At 58.4% G+C, this 15,332-nt stretch carries 16 protein-coding genes; 7 read left to right on the plus strand and 9 right to left on the minus strand.

Annotation, left to right across the window (positions count from 1 at the left end; genetic code table 11):
- Window positions 1–6: 6 nt before the first annotated feature.
- The gene (locus ICA15_RS10165) at window positions 7–2,235 is read right to left on the minus strand and encodes a polysaccharide biosynthesis tyrosine autokinase (RefSeq protein ID WP_150617581.1); all 2,229 of its coding nucleotides are present in this window, start codon (window positions 2,233–2,235) and stop codon (window positions 7–9) included.
- Between the two features lie 39 nt (window positions 2,236–2,274).
- Window positions 2,275–2,715, minus strand: a complete 441-nt coding sequence (locus ICA15_RS10170; protein ID WP_150604485.1) for a low molecular weight protein-tyrosine-phosphatase — start codon at window positions 2,713–2,715, stop codon at window positions 2,275–2,277.
- A gap of 291 nt (window positions 2,716–3,006) precedes the next feature.
- Between ICA15_RS10170 and ICA15_RS10175 the strand changes: the two genes are divergently transcribed.
- Both ICA15_RS10175 and tal read left to right on the plus strand, forming a co-directional pair.
- Entirely contained in the window at window positions 3,007–3,969 is a 963-nt protein-coding gene (locus tag ICA15_RS10175) for a cellulase family glycosylhydrolase (RefSeq protein WP_210553165.1), read from the plus strand.
- A gap of 202 nt (window positions 3,970–4,171) precedes the next feature.
- Window positions 4,172–5,098, plus strand: coding sequence for a transaldolase (tal, locus tag ICA15_RS10180; RefSeq protein ID WP_064392803.1), 927 nt, complete (start codon window positions 4,172–4,174; stop codon window positions 5,096–5,098).
- Between the two features lie 205 nt (window positions 5,099–5,303).
- Here tal and rssC read toward each other — a convergent pair whose 3' ends face one another.
- Window positions 5,304–5,786 carry an anti-sigma factor antagonist RssC gene (gene rssC, locus ICA15_RS10185; RefSeq protein WP_042560140.1) on the minus strand — a complete coding sequence of 161 codons (483 nt, stop codon included), beginning with the start codon at window positions 5,784–5,786 and terminating at the stop codon, window positions 5,304–5,306.
- Window positions 5,786–6,967: a two-component system response regulator RssB gene (gene rssB / locus ICA15_RS10190; protein ID WP_210553166.1), complete on the minus strand. Its 1,182-nt coding sequence runs from the start codon at window positions 6,965–6,967 to the stop codon at window positions 5,786–5,788. The genes rssC and rssB overlap by 1 nt, the downstream gene beginning before the upstream one ends.
- Window positions 6,968–7,241: 274 nt before the next feature.
- Between rssB and ICA15_RS10195 the strand changes: the two genes are divergently transcribed.
- Window positions 7,242–7,541 carry a PilZ domain-containing protein gene (locus ICA15_RS10195; RefSeq protein ID WP_042560142.1) on the plus strand — a complete coding sequence of 100 codons (300 nt, stop codon included), beginning with the start codon at window positions 7,242–7,244 and terminating at the stop codon, window positions 7,539–7,541.
- 54 nt (window positions 7,542–7,595) lie between these two features.
- Here the strand turns inward: ICA15_RS10195 and ICA15_RS10200 are convergent, their stop codons facing one another.
- Entirely contained in the window at window positions 7,596–8,285 is a 690-nt protein-coding gene (locus ICA15_RS10200; protein ID WP_150604489.1) for a VacJ family lipoprotein, read from the minus strand.
- 197 nt (window positions 8,286–8,482) lie between these two features.
- Between ICA15_RS10200 and ICA15_RS10205 the strand changes: the two genes are divergently transcribed.
- Together ICA15_RS10205 and ICA15_RS10210 are read left to right on the plus strand one after the other, a co-directional pair.
- Complete coding sequence (locus ICA15_RS10205) at window positions 8,483–9,103, plus strand: HAD family phosphatase (RefSeq protein ID WP_210553167.1); 621 nt, start codon at window positions 8,483–8,485, stop codon at window positions 9,101–9,103.
- Window positions 9,104–9,212: 109 nt separating this feature from the next.
- The gene (locus ICA15_RS10210) at window positions 9,213–9,476 is read left to right on the plus strand and encodes a DUF4404 family protein (protein ID WP_150592516.1); all 264 of its coding nucleotides are present in this window, start codon (window positions 9,213–9,215) and stop codon (window positions 9,474–9,476) included.
- Window positions 9,477–9,610: 134 nt separating this feature from the next.
- Here ICA15_RS10210 and queF read toward each other — a convergent pair whose 3' ends face one another.
- Complete coding sequence (gene queF / locus ICA15_RS10215) at window positions 9,611–10,441, minus strand: NADPH-dependent 7-cyano-7-deazaguanine reductase QueF (RefSeq protein ID WP_210553168.1); 831 nt, start codon at window positions 10,439–10,441, stop codon at window positions 9,611–9,613.
- Window positions 10,442–10,502: 61 nt separating this feature from the next.
- A complete protein-coding gene (locus ICA15_RS10220; protein ID WP_150604492.1) occupies window positions 10,503–11,036 on the minus strand; it encodes a plastocyanin/azurin family copper-binding protein in 534 nt (177 codons plus the stop codon).
- A 174-nt stretch (window positions 11,037–11,210) separates the two neighbouring features.
- Here ICA15_RS10220 and ICA15_RS10225 point away from each other — a divergent pair, with 174 nt between their 5' ends.
- On the plus strand, window positions 11,211–11,891 hold the full coding sequence (locus ICA15_RS10225; RefSeq protein ID WP_150598069.1) for a heavy metal response regulator transcription factor: 681 nt from the start codon (window positions 11,211–11,213) through the stop codon (window positions 11,889–11,891).
- Window positions 11,891–13,240 (plus strand): heavy metal sensor histidine kinase, encoded by a 1,350-nt coding sequence (locus tag ICA15_RS10230; RefSeq protein ID WP_210553169.1) that lies wholly within the window; start codon window positions 11,891–11,893, stop codon window positions 13,238–13,240. Before ICA15_RS10225 ends, ICA15_RS10230 begins: the two co-directional genes overlap by 1 nt.
- 99 nt (window positions 13,241–13,339) lie before the next feature.
- Here the strand turns inward: ICA15_RS10230 and ICA15_RS10235 are convergent, their stop codons facing one another.
- Both ICA15_RS10235 and lolD read right to left on the minus strand, forming a co-directional pair.
- A complete protein-coding gene (locus tag ICA15_RS10235; protein WP_210553170.1) occupies window positions 13,340–14,584 on the minus strand; it encodes a lipoprotein-releasing ABC transporter permease subunit in 1,245 nt (414 codons plus the stop codon).
- Between the two features lie 63 nt (window positions 14,585–14,647).
- Window positions 14,648–15,331, minus strand: a complete 684-nt coding sequence (gene lolD / locus ICA15_RS10240; protein ID WP_191626485.1) for a lipoprotein-releasing ABC transporter ATP-binding protein LolD — start codon at window positions 15,329–15,331, stop codon at window positions 14,648–14,650.
- Between the last annotated feature and the right edge of the window lies 1 nt (window position 15,332).

The following is a 15,332-nucleotide window of genomic DNA, read 5'->3' on the forward strand; positions in this document are numbered from 1 at the left end:
GACAATTCAGGATTTGTCGGACGCGTATTCGTAGTTGTAATAGCCGTAGCCGCCGTTGCCGTAGTAACTGGCCGCGCGCTTCTCGACGCCGTTGAACACCGCACCTTTCAACTCGATGCCGTTCTGCGCGAAGCGGCGAATGGTCAGTTCGATTTCTTTGGCAGGGTTCACCCCGAAGCGCGTGACGATCAGGCTGATGCCAGCCTCACGGCCAACAATCGCCGCATCGGTTACCGCCAGCAGCGGCGGCGTGTCGATGATCACCACGTCGTACAGCTCACTGAGCTCAGCCAGCAGCTCGCGGAAGTTGGCGTGCATCAACAGCTCGGAAGGATTGGGCGGCACCTGGCCGCGACTGATGAAGTGCAGGTCAGCGCCTTCGATTTTCTTGATCGACTGCTCAAGGCTGCAGCGCTTGACCAGCAGATCCGACAAACCATTGGCGATCGGTACGTCGAGGGTTTTGTGCAGATGCCCTTTGCGCATGTCGGCGTCGATCAGCACCACACGCTGACCGCTTTGCGCCATGACGGCGGCAAGGTTGGAAGAGACGAAAGTCTTGCCGACCTGCGGGCTCGGCCCGGAAATCATGATGCGGTTGTTGGTCGAGTCCAGGCCGGCAAAGTGCAGGCAGGTACGCAGGCTGCGGATCGACTCGATGGACAGATCCGTCGGGTTACGCAACGCCAACAGATACGCCGGTTTGTCCACGCCATCGCGAGCGCGACCTTTTTTGCCATCCTCTTCCTGCTGCAGCGCGCTGTAAGGAATCGACGCGTACACCGGCAAGCCAAGTTGCTCGATGGCTTCCGGCCCTTCCAGACCCCGGCTGAGGGATTTGCGCAGCAGCACCAACGCCACACCGACGAAGGCGCCGAGGAAGGTTGCAATAAGCACGATCAGGGCTTTTTTCGGTTTGACCGGGCTGGTCAGGTCAACGTCGGCAGTGTCGACCAAGCGCACGTTGCCGACGGCGCCGGCGCGGACGATGTCCAGTTCCTGGGATTTGTTCAGCAGTTGCGTGTAGATCTGCGAGGCCACTTCGACATCGCGGGTCAGGTTCAACAGCTCCTGTTGCGTGGCCGGCAAATCCTGAACCTTGCCTTCAAGCGACTTCTGCTGTTGCGTCAGTTCGCCGATCTGGCTCATCAGTGCGCGGTAGGCCGGATGCTGTTTGGTGAACTTGCGATCCATCTCCGCCTGCTGCATTTTCAGCTCGGAAATCCGCGTTTCGAGCGCCACTGTCTGACCGAGCACCGACTGGGTTTCCAGCGAGATGTTCACGGTCTTGCCGTGCGTCTGGTAGGCGTTGAGCGCATCACTGGCCTTGGCCAGATCGCGTTTGACCTGCGGTAGCTGGCTTTGCAGGAAAGCCAGGCTCTGCGCCGCTTCGGCAGACGTGCGACGCACATTCTGCTCGACGTACAGCGCGGCGATCTTGTTGAGGATCTTCACTGCCTCAGGCGCATCGGCGCTGGCCAGCGCGAGGCGGATGATGCCCGACTCTTTGCCCTGCTCGGAAATATCCAGCGCATCCTGATAGCTCTGGATAGTCACGATCCGTGGATTGCGCACCACCTGGAACTGCGTGCCAGGGTTGGCCGACAGATGAGCGATCAGCCCTTCTACGTCATCCTGGGCGAAGGCTTCACCCACAACACCTTCTACCAGCAAGTTGTCGTTTTCATCGAACAGTTTGAAGTGTTGCTGCTCGCCGGCAATCAGCGTGAGCTTTTTGCCCAGCAGTTCTTTGGGCAGGTTGAGCTTGGCGATCTCGACACGCTCGCCGCCCCACGCATAGCTGTTCATGCCAAACTTTGGCGGCGCGACGCTGAACTCGGTTTCGCCGCGATAACGGCGAGCGAGAAAACCGCCAATCAGCGGGAACGTATTAGGTGTGACATCGATATCCAGACGCAGGTCATCGACGGTTTTGCCGATCACCGCGCGGGACTTGATGATGCCGATTTCGGTCACCGACGGCGATTGCCCACCGAGCATGCTGTTGAGGTCGGAGAAACCGAGCATGTCGTTCTTTTTCGGTTCGACCTGCACCAGCGCGTTCGCCAGGTACACAGGCGTGGCCAACACCGCATAGGCAACGCCGGCGGCCATGAAGGCGCCGGTAAGTGCGCCGATCAACCATTTCTGGTCAATCAAACTGCCGAATATGCCGAGCAGATCAATACTGTCTTGATCATTGTCACGGTTGGCGATTACTGACGGTAACTGCATAAGTCTGTTCTTACCATTCACTGATCTGAAGAATATTCATCAACGTACAAGACGTTGTGCCCATGCGCTGACAGCATCTTCAATCAATGCATGGGCATGAATAAAAGCGGCCTTGCCTTGACGGTACGGATCTTGTACTTCTCGTTCGCTCTGCCACTTGCCGAGCAGAAAAACTTTGCCTCGCGCGTGGGAGGCAATTTTCAATACTTGATTAACGTGTTGTTTTTCCATGACCAGAATCAGGTCTGATTCATTGACGATGTCCGGGGTCAGTTGGCGCGCCTTGAACGGTTCGGCGTCGTGCCCCTGCTCTTCAAGAATCTGCCGGGCTGTGGCTTCCATCGATTCGCCGACCCGAGCGGACAGCCCTGCGGAGGACACCGAGATCGCCGAGGGCGCCAGCGCGTTACGCAGCAACAGTTCTGCGGTCGGACTTCGGCATATATTGCCGACGCAGACGACAAGGATCTTTTTAAACAAGGTTTACTTTCCTGTGTAATATCAAACTGCCAACATCTAGAGCGAACTTTAATGAACCCGCTAGATCTTCCTGCACTCAGAAAATAGATTCACCCTGTTAGTACCAGAACACTAAGTACCACAGCGCTTAAAAGCCCCCCAACCAGAATTAGCGGACTAAAAATAACTGTGATTTTCACGCGAATGATTTCCGACAAAAAATAACATTCGCGCACTTCGCGGGTTTGTTAGTTTCAAACAACAGACGTCCAGAGAACTATTCGCCGTTGTCATTCTCATTGGAGAGCAGACATGAAATCAGCCCATCTCAAACGACTCAGTGCCTCGCTGTTATTGGCGCTCAGTGCCGTACCCCAAGTTCATGCCAGTGAACTGTTTCCCAACCTTCCCGCCAAGACCGTCGGCATCCAGGTCAAGATCCAGAACTTCTCCGCCGAGGACGCCGCCCACATCAAAGCCGCAGGCTTCAGTTTTGTGCGCTTGGGCGTATGGAGCGACAGCCTCAGCGCCAAGGCTTATCAGAAGCAGGTCAGCGATGCCTTTGCAGCCGCGCAATCCGCCGGCCTGCCGGTGTTACTGACGGTGCGCGCGATCAAGCCGTTGACCCCTACACCCGATAACGTCGGTGAACTGACAAAGGCTGGCGAATCGTTCGCCACCGCACTGACAGGCCTGGAGAAAACCTACAGCTCACAACTGGTGGCGATCGAGATCTGGAACGAGCCCGACCTTGAAACCTACTGGCCAACACGCAATTTCGCTACGACGTTCGTGCCGTTCATGAGCGCCGTGTGCAAGTCGCTGCAGGCCACAGCGCAAACCACGCCAGTGGTCGGCTTCGGTTTTGCCCGGGCACCGACCGCAGGCTCTGCATCAACGGTGGCGCTTAACAGGATCGTCAGTGAGTACCCGAAATGCCTCGACGCGATTTCCTATCACCCGTACGGCATGACGGCCACACAAATCAGCACCGCACAGTCGTTTATCCAGCAAAACTTTCATCTGCCCGGGGTCATCAGTGAATGGGGCATCTCGGCGCTCAGCTCCAACGGCGGGATCGACGGGCAGGCCAGCAAAGTCAGCGCGTTTATCGCCGATGTGAAAAAGCTTAACATTCCGCTGACCTCCATCTACGAATGGCGCAACAGTGACTCGGGCAGTAACGAGCGCGAGAAGAACTTCGGCCTGGTGACCTCGGGCGGGCAACCGAAGCCGGCGAAAATGGCCGCCGCCACCCAGCTGAATACGCAGTAGGCCGCGTGCGACTGATCTGTACGCAGGTCAGTTGCTTTGAACCTGTCAGGGGTTTTGACGTCGTATTCATCGACACCGCGCCCCTCCTTTCAAACAATCGTTTTCAGGTTGTTGCCTCAGGGGCCATCGATCCACGTACGCGCCCTTGAGTGGCTGTCAGCGCTCGGGTAATGTCGTCAGACCCACAGGACAGAGCACACCCATGACTTCCAAGCTGGAACAACTCAAACAATTCACCACCGTCGTTGCCGACACCGGCGACTTCGAAGCGATCTCCCGGGTCAAACCGGTAGACGCCACCACCAACCCTTCCCTGCTGCTCAAAGCGGCGGCCATCCCTGCATACGCCGAGCTGCTGAACGCCTGTGTCAGCGACTGCAAGGGCGATGTTGGCCTGGCCAGCGACCGTTTCGGCGTTGCGGTGGGTCAGGAAATTCTCAAAGTGATCCCGGGCCGTATATCCACTGAAGTGGATGCGCGCCTGTCGTTCGACAAGGATGCCGTACTCAAGCGTGCGCATCGCCTGATCGAGCTTTACGACAAGGCCGGCATTGGCCGCGACCGCGTGCTGATCAAGATTGCATCGACCTGGGAAGGCATCCGTGCCGCCGAAGTACTGGAGAAGGAAGGCATTCAGACCAACCTGACCTTGCTGTTCTCCTTCGCCCAAGCGGCCGCCTGCGCCGATGCCGGTGTGTTCCTGATCTCGCCGTTCGTGGGCCGCATCTACGACTGGTACAAGAAGGCCAACGGCAACGACTACACCGGCGCCGATGATCCGGGCGTGCAGTCCGTTACGCGCATCTACAACTACTACAAAGCCAATGACTACAAGACCGTCGTCATGGGTGCGAGCTTCCGTAACCTCAACCAGATCGAGCAACTGGCTGGCTGCGACCGCCTGACCATCAGCCCGGACCTGATCGACAAACTGGCGGCCGACACTGGCAAGCTGGAGCGCAAACTGGCGCCAGGGCACGCGGGTGAAGCGCGCCTGAGCCTCAATGAAGCGCAGTTCCGCTGGTTGTCCAACGAAGACGCGATGGCCACCGAGAAACTGGCTGAAGGCATTCGTCAGTTTGCCCGTGACCAGGAAAAGCTCGAGGCGTTGCTGCAGGCCAAGCTGTAATCTAGTTCGGCAAATGCAAAAAGGGCGAACCCTGGTGGGTTCGCCCTTTTTTGTGGCTGCTGGATATTAGCGGCGTTCTTGCGAACGCTATCGCGAGCAGGCTCACTCCTACAGGGGATCTGCGGAGTGATCGCGATAGTGAGTTGAAATGAGGACTCTGTAGAAGTGAGCCTGCTCGCGATGGGGCCGGTCCGGCCCCCACCACTCAATGGCGCTCGAGAGCATTCACCAGATCGTGAAACGCTTCACGATTGGAATCATTCAGCCCCATGAGGATCTTGTGCGCTTCCAGCACCTTGATTCGCACCACTTCTTCCGACTGATCCTGATCCGGCAGGTCATCGAGGCACTCCGGGCACGGCACCGGGTGGTTGACGATGTTGAACACCTGCTCAAAACCCATCGATTGCAGCAGACGGGTGATGTCATCGTGGGTGGTGACGACAGTCGGCAGCAAACCAACCTTCTGCCGCGACAGGATCGACAGCTTGGCCAACAGGCCCAACGTCGTGCTGTCGATGCTGCGGGTTTCGGTCAAATCGATCACGATCGCGTTGAAATTCAGCGCGGTGAAGATTTTCTCAATAGTCGCATCCAACGCCGAACACAGGGTCAGGCGAACTTCACCGACGAACTTCAGGACGAAGGTGCCATCCTGCTCGGCGAACTGGATTCTACCGGTACTCATTAAAGATTCCTGCTCAACACCAACAGGGCGATATCATCCGGCATCTCCCCCAGCGTGGCCAATCCAAATACTTGCCGCAGACCATCCAGGCTGCCGCCCGCCGACTTCACCCGTTCAGGCAAAGCGGCTTCTTTTTCCTTGAGCGTAGGTTCTGGCAAAAGATCCAGAATGCCGTCAGACATCAGCGTCAGGCTGAACGTCGGTGGCAGCTCAAGCACGTGATCTTCGTAGGTGGCTTCGTTGAAGAGGCCCACCGGCAGACCGCGCCCTTCAAGATATCGAACACTGTCAGGCGTGTACAACACAGGCAACGGCAGATGGCCGCCGATGCTATAGGTCAACAAACCGGTCTCCTCGTCGATGACTCCACCGACCATTGTGACGTGTTTACCCAGCTTACAACTGATCAGCCCCCGGTTGATATGACCAAGGACTTCCGAAGGCTTGAATTCCGGCAAAGTGCCGTTGCGCTTGGATTCGAACAGCAAGCGCGTGGTCATGAACTTCAGCAGCACGGTGACGAAAGCTGAAGAGGCGCCATGACCCGATACATCCGCCAGATAGAACGCAACCCGGCGCTCGTCGACACGGAAATAGTCGACGAAATCACCCGACAGGTACAACGACGGGATGATCTGGTGGGCAAACTTGAACTCGTCGATGCTCCACGGGCTTTCCGGCAGCATGTTCATCTGCACTTGGCGACCGGCGTTCTGGTCTTCCTGGAGCAGGTTCAGGCTGGCTTCGAGCTCGCGGTTGGCCTTTTCGAGCTTCTCGCGGTAGCGCTGGTTTTCCAGCAGCAGGCGCGCACGATCCAGGGCCCGGCGCACAGAGTGCTCGAGCACAGCCAGATCTTCGAGAGGCTTGATCAGGTAATCCGCCGCGCCCAGGCGCAGCGCCTCGACAGCGTCGTTCATCACGCCGGCACCGGAAACCACGATCACCGGCGTTTGCGGTGACCGCTCGGTGACCTGACGGATGAGTTCGAGACCGCCCATCTGCGGCATGCGCAGATCGCAGATGACCAAGTCGGGCTTGTCTTGCTCGAATACCTGAAGACCCTGTTGGCCGTTGCTGGCCTGCAGGACGCTGAAACCACTGTCTTCCAAATAGGCCGCGAGGCTCGCGCGCACTACTTCGTCATCATCGATTATCAGCAGCGTGGCACTGGTTTTTGGCATGTGGGCAAACGGCGCCAGAATTAGGTTGGCGTAGTTGGCGGGGCAACGGCCCTGCGCAGACTACTGGATTCGCTTTCTAGCCTCTCTGCTGCACCGCTTTCGAGCGTTGGCTCCGTACACGGTTGCACCAGAGGTGCCCTTCTAAGGCGCAGACGGTACTCCCATCCGCGGGGCGTTTCAAGCATGCGCCGATGGTCGCTTGACGACTTTACTTGTCAAATCACCGAGAGTTATAAGAACTGCTCAAACCGTAACCCAATGGAAGGTCAGAACCATGAGTCAAACCGGTCGGGACTACAGCGAAAAGCGCGATTTCATCCGCATGCGTGTCGATGCCGATGTCGTGTTGATTCATGAAGGGGATCAGGTCTCGGCCGTCTGCATCGACCTCTCCAGCAGTGGCATGCAGGTTGAAGCACCGCGCAGCTTCAAGGTCGGTGATCGTTTGTACGTGAGCATTGACTCCGAGCATTCGGCACTCAGCGGCCTTGAAGCCGAGACCGAAGTGGTTTGGGTCAAGGCTCAGGAAGGTGACAGCCAAAAGCTTGGCCTGAGCATCCTGAAGATGAAATAAGCGCTCACAAAAAAGGCGACCCGAGGGTCGCCTTCTTTTTTTCACCAGTCGAAATCAAAAATCGTCTTCAACCTCGCCATCCTTCACCTTGAACTCGCGATTCTGCAAGTAGGCGTTGCGGATGAAGGTGTACTTGTCGCCGCTGATCAGCTTCTCGCTGGACAGCAGGCTGGCGCGGGTGTCGACGATGTTCAGGCCGAATATCGAGTTACGCACGGGCACATCGTTGATGTAGCGGTACATGCCGGTGAAGCCGTCGACATACTTGGACGGTGCGTCACGCAGGGTGCTCGGGCCCATCAGCGGCAGCATCACGTACGGGCCGCTGCCCACGCCCCAGTAACCGAGGGTCTGACCGAAATCTTCGTCGCTGCGGGTCAGGCCCATTTGGGTGCCGACGTCGAAGAAGCCGAGCAGGCCGAATGTGGTGTTGAAGATCAGGCGCGCTGTGTCGACGCCAGCCGCGGCAGGTTTGGCCTGCAGAATGTTGTTCGCCAGGTTGGTGACGTCACCGACGTTGCGGAACATGTTGTGGATGCCGTCTTCGACAAATTGCGGCGTCACGAACTCATAGCCCTGCGCCAAAGGCTTCAGTGCATAGGTGTCGACGAAGTCGTTGAACTGGAAGATCGGACGGTTGACGCTTTCCCAAGGGTCTTCTTCCGTTGCCGCTTGAGTGGCGAACGGCGCCAGCACCAGGCCGGCATATACACAAAGCTGAGCGAGCGAAGGGCTCCAGCGCATAGAAAAACTCCTTGGATTGGTACTGGCACAGGCATCTCGACCTGAGCGGTAAGGCGGCTAGTATAAGCGCAAAAGTCCTTTTGAGCAGTCCGGGAATGAAGCGACTTGTAGGAGTTTTCCGAGCCCTCGATTCACACCGCTGTCATCCAACTGTCATCGGCAAGTTTTAGCCTGACGGGTATTTCAGGGACGTAGCCATGTCACACGCCGAAACCTTGCCCTTCGCCCCGCCCGGCCTGAACGCCATACTGTTCGGACTCAGTGGTTGCCTGGTGGATTTCGGTGCCCGCGCCCGACAACAGAGCACCGCCCTGCCCGAACATGCCGCGACCACACCGGGCGCGCTCGAAAGTCTGCAAAGCTTGCAGCGTCAGCAAATTCCTTGCGCGTGGCTCGATGACCTGCCCCCTGCCCTTGCGCAACCGCTATCGACGGCCTTACCGGCGTGGATCAAACCTGCGCAACATTCGGCAACAATCAATCCATGGCCCGCCCCCAATGCCTGCTGGCAGGCGCTAATGGACTTGAACGTTGGCAGCCTGGACGGTTGCGTACTGGTCAGCGGCGAGCCGCGATTGCTGCAATCTGGCCTCAATGCCGGGTTATGGACAATCGGCCTGGCATCCTGCGGTTCGCTGTGCGGTCTGGCGCCGGGCGAGTGGCAAGCCTTGAGCCAGAACGAACGCGAACAGTTGCGCGGCAAAGCGACGATGCAGCTGTTCGGCCTCGGCGTGCACTCGGTGATCGATCATCTGGGCGAGCTGGAAACCTGCCTTGCGGACATCAGCCTGCGCCGCCTCAAAGGCGAAAAGCCCTGATCGGGATCATGCAGGGTGATCGAGAGTGGATTAATCTAAAGGTCAGCCATAGACCTTTGGCGCGTGGCTGCGGTCAATGCCAGTGCCTCTCGATAAAAAGGAAACCACCATGCCCGCTCAAGAACTTCAAAAACAGCTCGATACCCTGCGCGAGCAGCTGGATCAGAATCCGCCGCTGTCGGAAGCCGAACGGGAAGATCTGCGTGCTCTGATGGTGCAGGTTGAATCTCAAATCCAGCTGGAGGCTGCAACCCAGGATGCCAGCATCGTCGATGGGGTGAATCTGGCAGTCGAGCGTTTCGAAGTCGATCACCCGACCATCGCCGGCACCCTGCGCAACATCGTCAATACGTTGGGCAGCATGGGGATCTGATTCCCCGACGGACAAAAAAGCCCTGCCAGCGATGGCAGGGCTTTTTCATTTTTACAATCCAAAGATCGCAGCCTTCGGCAGCTCCTACAGGTGATCCCATGCAGGAGCTGCCGAAGGCTGCGATCTTTTGATCTTTATTGACGAACCAGACGATGGTTCGGCAACTGCACGCTCTCGGTGCTGCGATACGGGTTGATATCCAGCCCACCACGACGCACATACCGCGCAAACACCGTCAACTTCGCAGGTTTCAGCAACCGTTGCAGGTCGAGGAAAATCCGCTCGACGCACTGCTCATGAAAGTCCGAGTGCTGGCGGAAGCTGACGATGTATTCCAGCAGACTGGCGTGATCAAGCGCCGCGCCGCGATACTCCACCACCACACTGCCCCAGTCCGGCTGACTGGTCACCGGGCAATTGGACTTGAGCAGGTGGCTGTGCACGCTCTCCTCGACGACGCGCGAATCATCGCAACGCAGCAGTTCCGGACGCGGATGCTCATAGTTGCTGACGCTGATCTCCAGGTCATCAATGCACACACCCGGCAACGCCACCACACCTTCGGCTTCGACCTCTTTGAGGCTGCGAACCCGCACGCCGACCGGTTTGCCGGCCGCGGCCGACAGATCCTTGACCAACGTCGCTTCCAGCGTGGCGCTATCGGCGAACGGCGTCTGGTTCAGCGAGTTCAGATACAGCTTGAACGACTTGGATTCGATGATATTCGGCGAGTCCGCCGGAATGCTGAATTCGCCGATGGCCACCACCGGTTTGCCCGACGGCAACAGCCACGACAGCTCGAAGCAGTTCCAGAAATCCACGCCTTTATACGGCAGGGTTTCGGCGGTCAGGCCCAGCTCCGCCCATTTCGCGGTGCGCGGAATCGAGAACAGCAAGGACGGCGTGTAGGTGGCGATGTATTCGCTGGATTTGCCCAGCGGCGAGTGTTCGGCTGCGGGATGCATGGCGGAAACCTGACTGAAGAATCAGCGGATTCTACCAGTCTTTGCGCCCGCCTTTGAGTGCTTACTGACTGACAGTCAGTTTGCCGACCATACCGGCCTGATAATGGCCAGGGATGTTGCAGGCAAACTCAAGCCCCGTAGCCTTGCTGAAGGTCCAGGTCAACTCAGCGGTTTTACCCGGTTCGACCAGCACACTGTTCGGGTCGTCATGCTTCATGCCATGGCCCATCGCCGCGTGATCCATACCCGCCATGTCGTGGGACATTTCCTTGATGGCGGTAGGCGTGAGCATCCCGCTCTGCTGCATCTGCAACATTTCCTTCTGGTGACTGGCATGCATCGCCGCGTCACCGAGGTTGAATTCGTGCAGTAACTGGCCTTTATTCACCAGCACAAAGCGAACGGTCTCACCGGCCTCGACCTTGATAGCCTTCGGTTCGAACGACATATCGCCCATCACCACTTCAATACTGCGGGTGGCTTTGCTTGCCGCGGCCGGTTGACCGAAATCGTAGGTGTGCCCTGGCGCGGCCGACACTGGCGCGCTCAATGCCAATAAACAGGCGGTCAACACCAGGGATTTACGCAAAAACATGGTCGTACTCCAACAAGATAAGGTTCAGCTTGTGGGAAACTCTAACCGGCCTGCGCTGGCATCTACCTGACAGGCAGATTACAACTTTGTCAGGTTGGCGGATGCCGCCTGCTGTCACGGTATAAAGCTTTCGTTGCTACACACCGAATCACATTGAATCAGCCCGAGTCGCCCATGAAACTGTTGATCGTCGAAGACCAAGCGAAAACCGGCCAATACCTGCGTCAGGGCCTGACCGAGGCCGGCTTCAACACCGAACTGGTGGCCGACGGCGACAGCGGTCAGCAACTGGCCTTGAGCGGTGATTACGCATTGCTGATCCTCGACGTGATGCTGCCCGGGCGCAATGGCTGGCAGATCCTGCAAGCAGTGCGCAGTGCTGGCCTGGATACGCCGGTACTTTTTCTGACGGCCAAAGATGCGGTGGAGGACAGAGTCCACGGCCTCGAACTTGGCGCCGACGACTACCTGGTCAAACCGTTCGCCTTCTCCGAACTTCTGGCCCGGGTGCGTAGCCTGTTGCGTCGGGGCAGTGCCACACCGCAGGAAACCAGCCTGCAATTGGCCGATCTGCGCCTGGACCTGATCCGCCGCCGAGTCGAACGCCAAGGCCAGCGCATCGACCTGACCGCCAAGGAATTCGCCCTGCTGGAAATGCTTCTGCGCCGCCAGGGGGAAGTGCTGCCCAAATCGCTGATCGCCTCGCAGGTCTGGGACATGAATTTCGACAGCGACACCAACGTCATCGAAGTGGCGATCCGGCGCCTGCGCCTTAAGGTCGACGACGAATTCCCCAACAAACTGATCCACACCGTGCGCGGCATGGGTTATGTGCTTGAAGAGCGCCCAGCCTGATGCGCCGGTTGTCGTTGAGTTCACGCCTGGCATTGTTGTTTGCTGCCTGCACCGCTGTGGTCTCACTGTTTGCCGGGGTGCTGTTCAACCGCGCCAGTGAGGCGCATTTCATTGAGCTCGACCAGCAATTGCTCGACGGCAAACTGATCGGTCTGCGCCGCGCCTTGCAGGATGTTCAGGCCGGTGAAAGTGAGGCGCGACTCGCGGATGAACTCAGCCGTCAGGCCGATCTGTCGTTGCGCATCACCGGCGGTGACGGAAAACGCTGGTACGACAGCTCGATCAAGGTGCCAGATGTCTTGCCGCAACAATCCGGCCTGTCGACCGTGAGCAATAACGACACCGAGTACCGAGTGCTCAATGCCCCGCTCTACCCGGATAAACCCGATTCGCCACAATTGACGCTGTTGTTGGACATCACCCATCACCAGCACTTTCTGCAACGCATGCAACATCTGATCTGGCTGACCGTCGGGCTTTCGGCGCTGGCTACTGCGTTACTCGGTGCCTGGGCAGCGCGCAGCGGCTTGCGTCCATTGCGGCGCATGAGTGCGGTGGCGCGTGGGATTTCGGCGCAATCGCTGAATGCCCGACTGTCGGAAGCGCAAATGCCTCCAGAGCTCGCGGAAATGGCCCACAGCTTCAACGCCATGCTCGCACGCCTCGACGACTCGTTTCAGCGGCTCTCGGCGTTTTCGGCCGACATCGCCCATGAACTGCGCACGCCACTGTCGAACCTGCTGACCCACACCCAGGTCACCCTCACCCGCCCGCGACCGATCGAGGATTACCGCGAAGCGCTGCACAGCAACCTCGAAGAACTGCAATGGATGGCGCAACTGGTCAATGACATGTTGTATCTGGCCAAGGCTGATCACGGTTTGCTGATACCCAAGCGTGAACCACTGGCGTTGGCGGATGAGGCGGATGCGCTGCTGGAGTTTTTTGCGCCACTGGCCGAGGACTGCGCAGTGACGCTGAGCCGTGAAGGCACTGCGCAAATCGAAGGTGACCGCAGTATGTTGCGCCGAGCGCTGTCGAATCTGCTGGATAACGCGCTGCGATTTACACCCGCCTCGGGGGAGGTTCGCTTGGTGATCCAGGACCTGCCGAATGCTGTGCGTGTATCGGTCGAGAACACCGGCGAAGGGATTTCAGCGGAACTGTTGCCGCGATTGTTTGATCGTTTCTATCGGGCCGATCCGGCGCGGCAGGAAGGTAGCAGCGAACATGCGGGCTTGGGATTGGCGATTACTCAATCGATCGTTCGGGCCCATGGTGGGACGATTCATTGCGAATCGGATCGGGGTTGGACGCGGTTTGTGATTGAGTTGCGTAAAGAAGATTGAAACTGTAGGAGCTGCGGCACGCTGCGATCTTTTGATCCTAAAGATCAAGATCAAAAGATCGCAGCGTGCCGCAGCTCCTACAGTATTTCGCGTCAGTGCTTACGAATATCTAAGCGCATGCGCCGGCTCGATCTTCGCCGCCCGCCACGCCGGATACAGCGTCGCCAAAAAGCTCAAGACAAACCCGGCGGAGCAGATCAGCAGCACGTCACCACCCTGCAATTCAGACGGCAGATTGCTGACGAAATACACATCGGAGCTGAAGATGTGCTGCCCGCTCACTCGCTCGAACCAGCCGACCAGCTCACTGACATTCAGCGCCGCGATCACGCCCAGCACACCACCAATCAGCGTGCCGACAATGCCGATCACCGTGCCCTGCACCATGAAGATCGCCATGATCTGCCGGGGCGTGGCGCCGATGGTGCGCAGGATTGCAATGTCCGCGCCCTTGTCGTTCACCACCATGATCAATGTGGCGATGATGTTGAACGCCGCCACCGCGACGATCATCAGCAGCAACAGGCCGATCATGGTTTTTTCCATTTTCATGGCGCTGAACAGACTGCCCTGAGTGTGGGTCCAGTCGTCCGCCTTGAACTCGGCGCCAAGACTGGCGGCGATGTCGGAAGACACTTTCGGCGCGGCGTACAAGTCTTTGACTGCCAGACGCACGCTCTGCACCTGATTCGGCTCCCAGTGCTGCATGGTCGCGGCATCGGCGACGTGGATCAGGCCCATCGAGCCGTCCAGCTCGGCACCTACCTTGAACACGCCGACCACGTTGAGTCGCTGCATGCGCGGGGTAATGCCGCCCGGCGCGGTGCTGACTTCCGGCACGATCAGGGTGATTTTGTCGCCGACATTCAGGCGGAAACGGCGAGCGGTGATTTCACCGATGACCACGCCGAACTCGCCAGGTTTGAGTGCGTCAAGTCGGCCCTGCACGATGTGCTGGGCGACGATCGACACTTTGCCTTCCTGGGCCGGATCGACGCCGCTGATCTGGATAGGCTGCATCAAACCCTTGTAGGAGAGCATGCCTTCCATTTCGGTGAACGGTACGGCGGCGGTCACTTCGGGATTTTTCATGGCCGCGGCGGCTACCGGCTGCCAGTCGTCAATCGGCTTCACGCCTACGATGGTCGCGTGCGGCACCATGCCGAGGATGCGCGAGCTCATCTCACGCTGGAAGCCGTTCATCACCGACAACACCACGATCATCGCCAGCACGCCAAGGGCGAGGCCGATCATCGAGGTCATCGAAATGAACGAAACGAAGCGATTGCGGCGCTTGGCGCGGGTATAGCGCGTGCCGATAAAGATCGATAACGGTCTGAACATTCGCTGGGGCACCGTATAAAAATAAAAGACCCGACGCCTTTTCAGACGTCGGGTTTCAGCCAATCAGATGGGCGTCAGGCAGCCATTTTGCAAATGCAGAACGCGATCCATCTGGCGAGCCAGGTTCATGTCGTGAGTCACCACCAGGAACGCCGTGCGCATCGAGGTGCTGAGTTCCAGCATCAAATCCTGAATGCCCTGGGCGGTGTGGGAGTCGAGGTTGCCGGTCGGCTCATCGAGCATTACCAGCCCCGGCTTGTTCACCAGTGCCCGGGCAATTGCCACACGCTGGCGTTCACCGCCGGACAGCTCGGAAGGTTTGTGTTCCAGGCGATGGCCCAGCCCCACTCGCTCCAGCAACGCAGTGGCACGTTGACGCGCTTCCGGGATCGACGTCTTGCCGATCAGCAGCGGCATGCAGACGTTTTCCAGTGCGGTGAATTCCGGCAGCAAGTGGTGGAACTGGTAGACGAAGCCCAGCGAACGGTTACGCAGCAGACCGCGTTTCTTCTCGCTGAGCGCCGACAATTCTTCGCCATCGAGCCAGACACTGCCCTTTGTTGGCGTGTCGAGGCCGCCGAGCAGGTTGAGCAAGGTACTTTTGCCCGAGCCCGAGGTGCCGACAATCGCCACACGCTCGCCCGGGTTCAACTCCAGTTGCAGACCGGCCAGCACTTCTACCGATTCCGGGCCTTCCTCGTAGGATTTGCCCAGGTTGCGGCAGCTCAAGATTGCTTTTTCACTCATG

The sequence above is a fragment of the Pseudomonas sp. P116 genome (assembly GCF_020149425.1).
Taxonomy (GTDB): Bacteria; Pseudomonadota; Gammaproteobacteria; order Pseudomonadales; family Pseudomonadaceae; genus Aquipseudomonas; species Aquipseudomonas anatoliensis.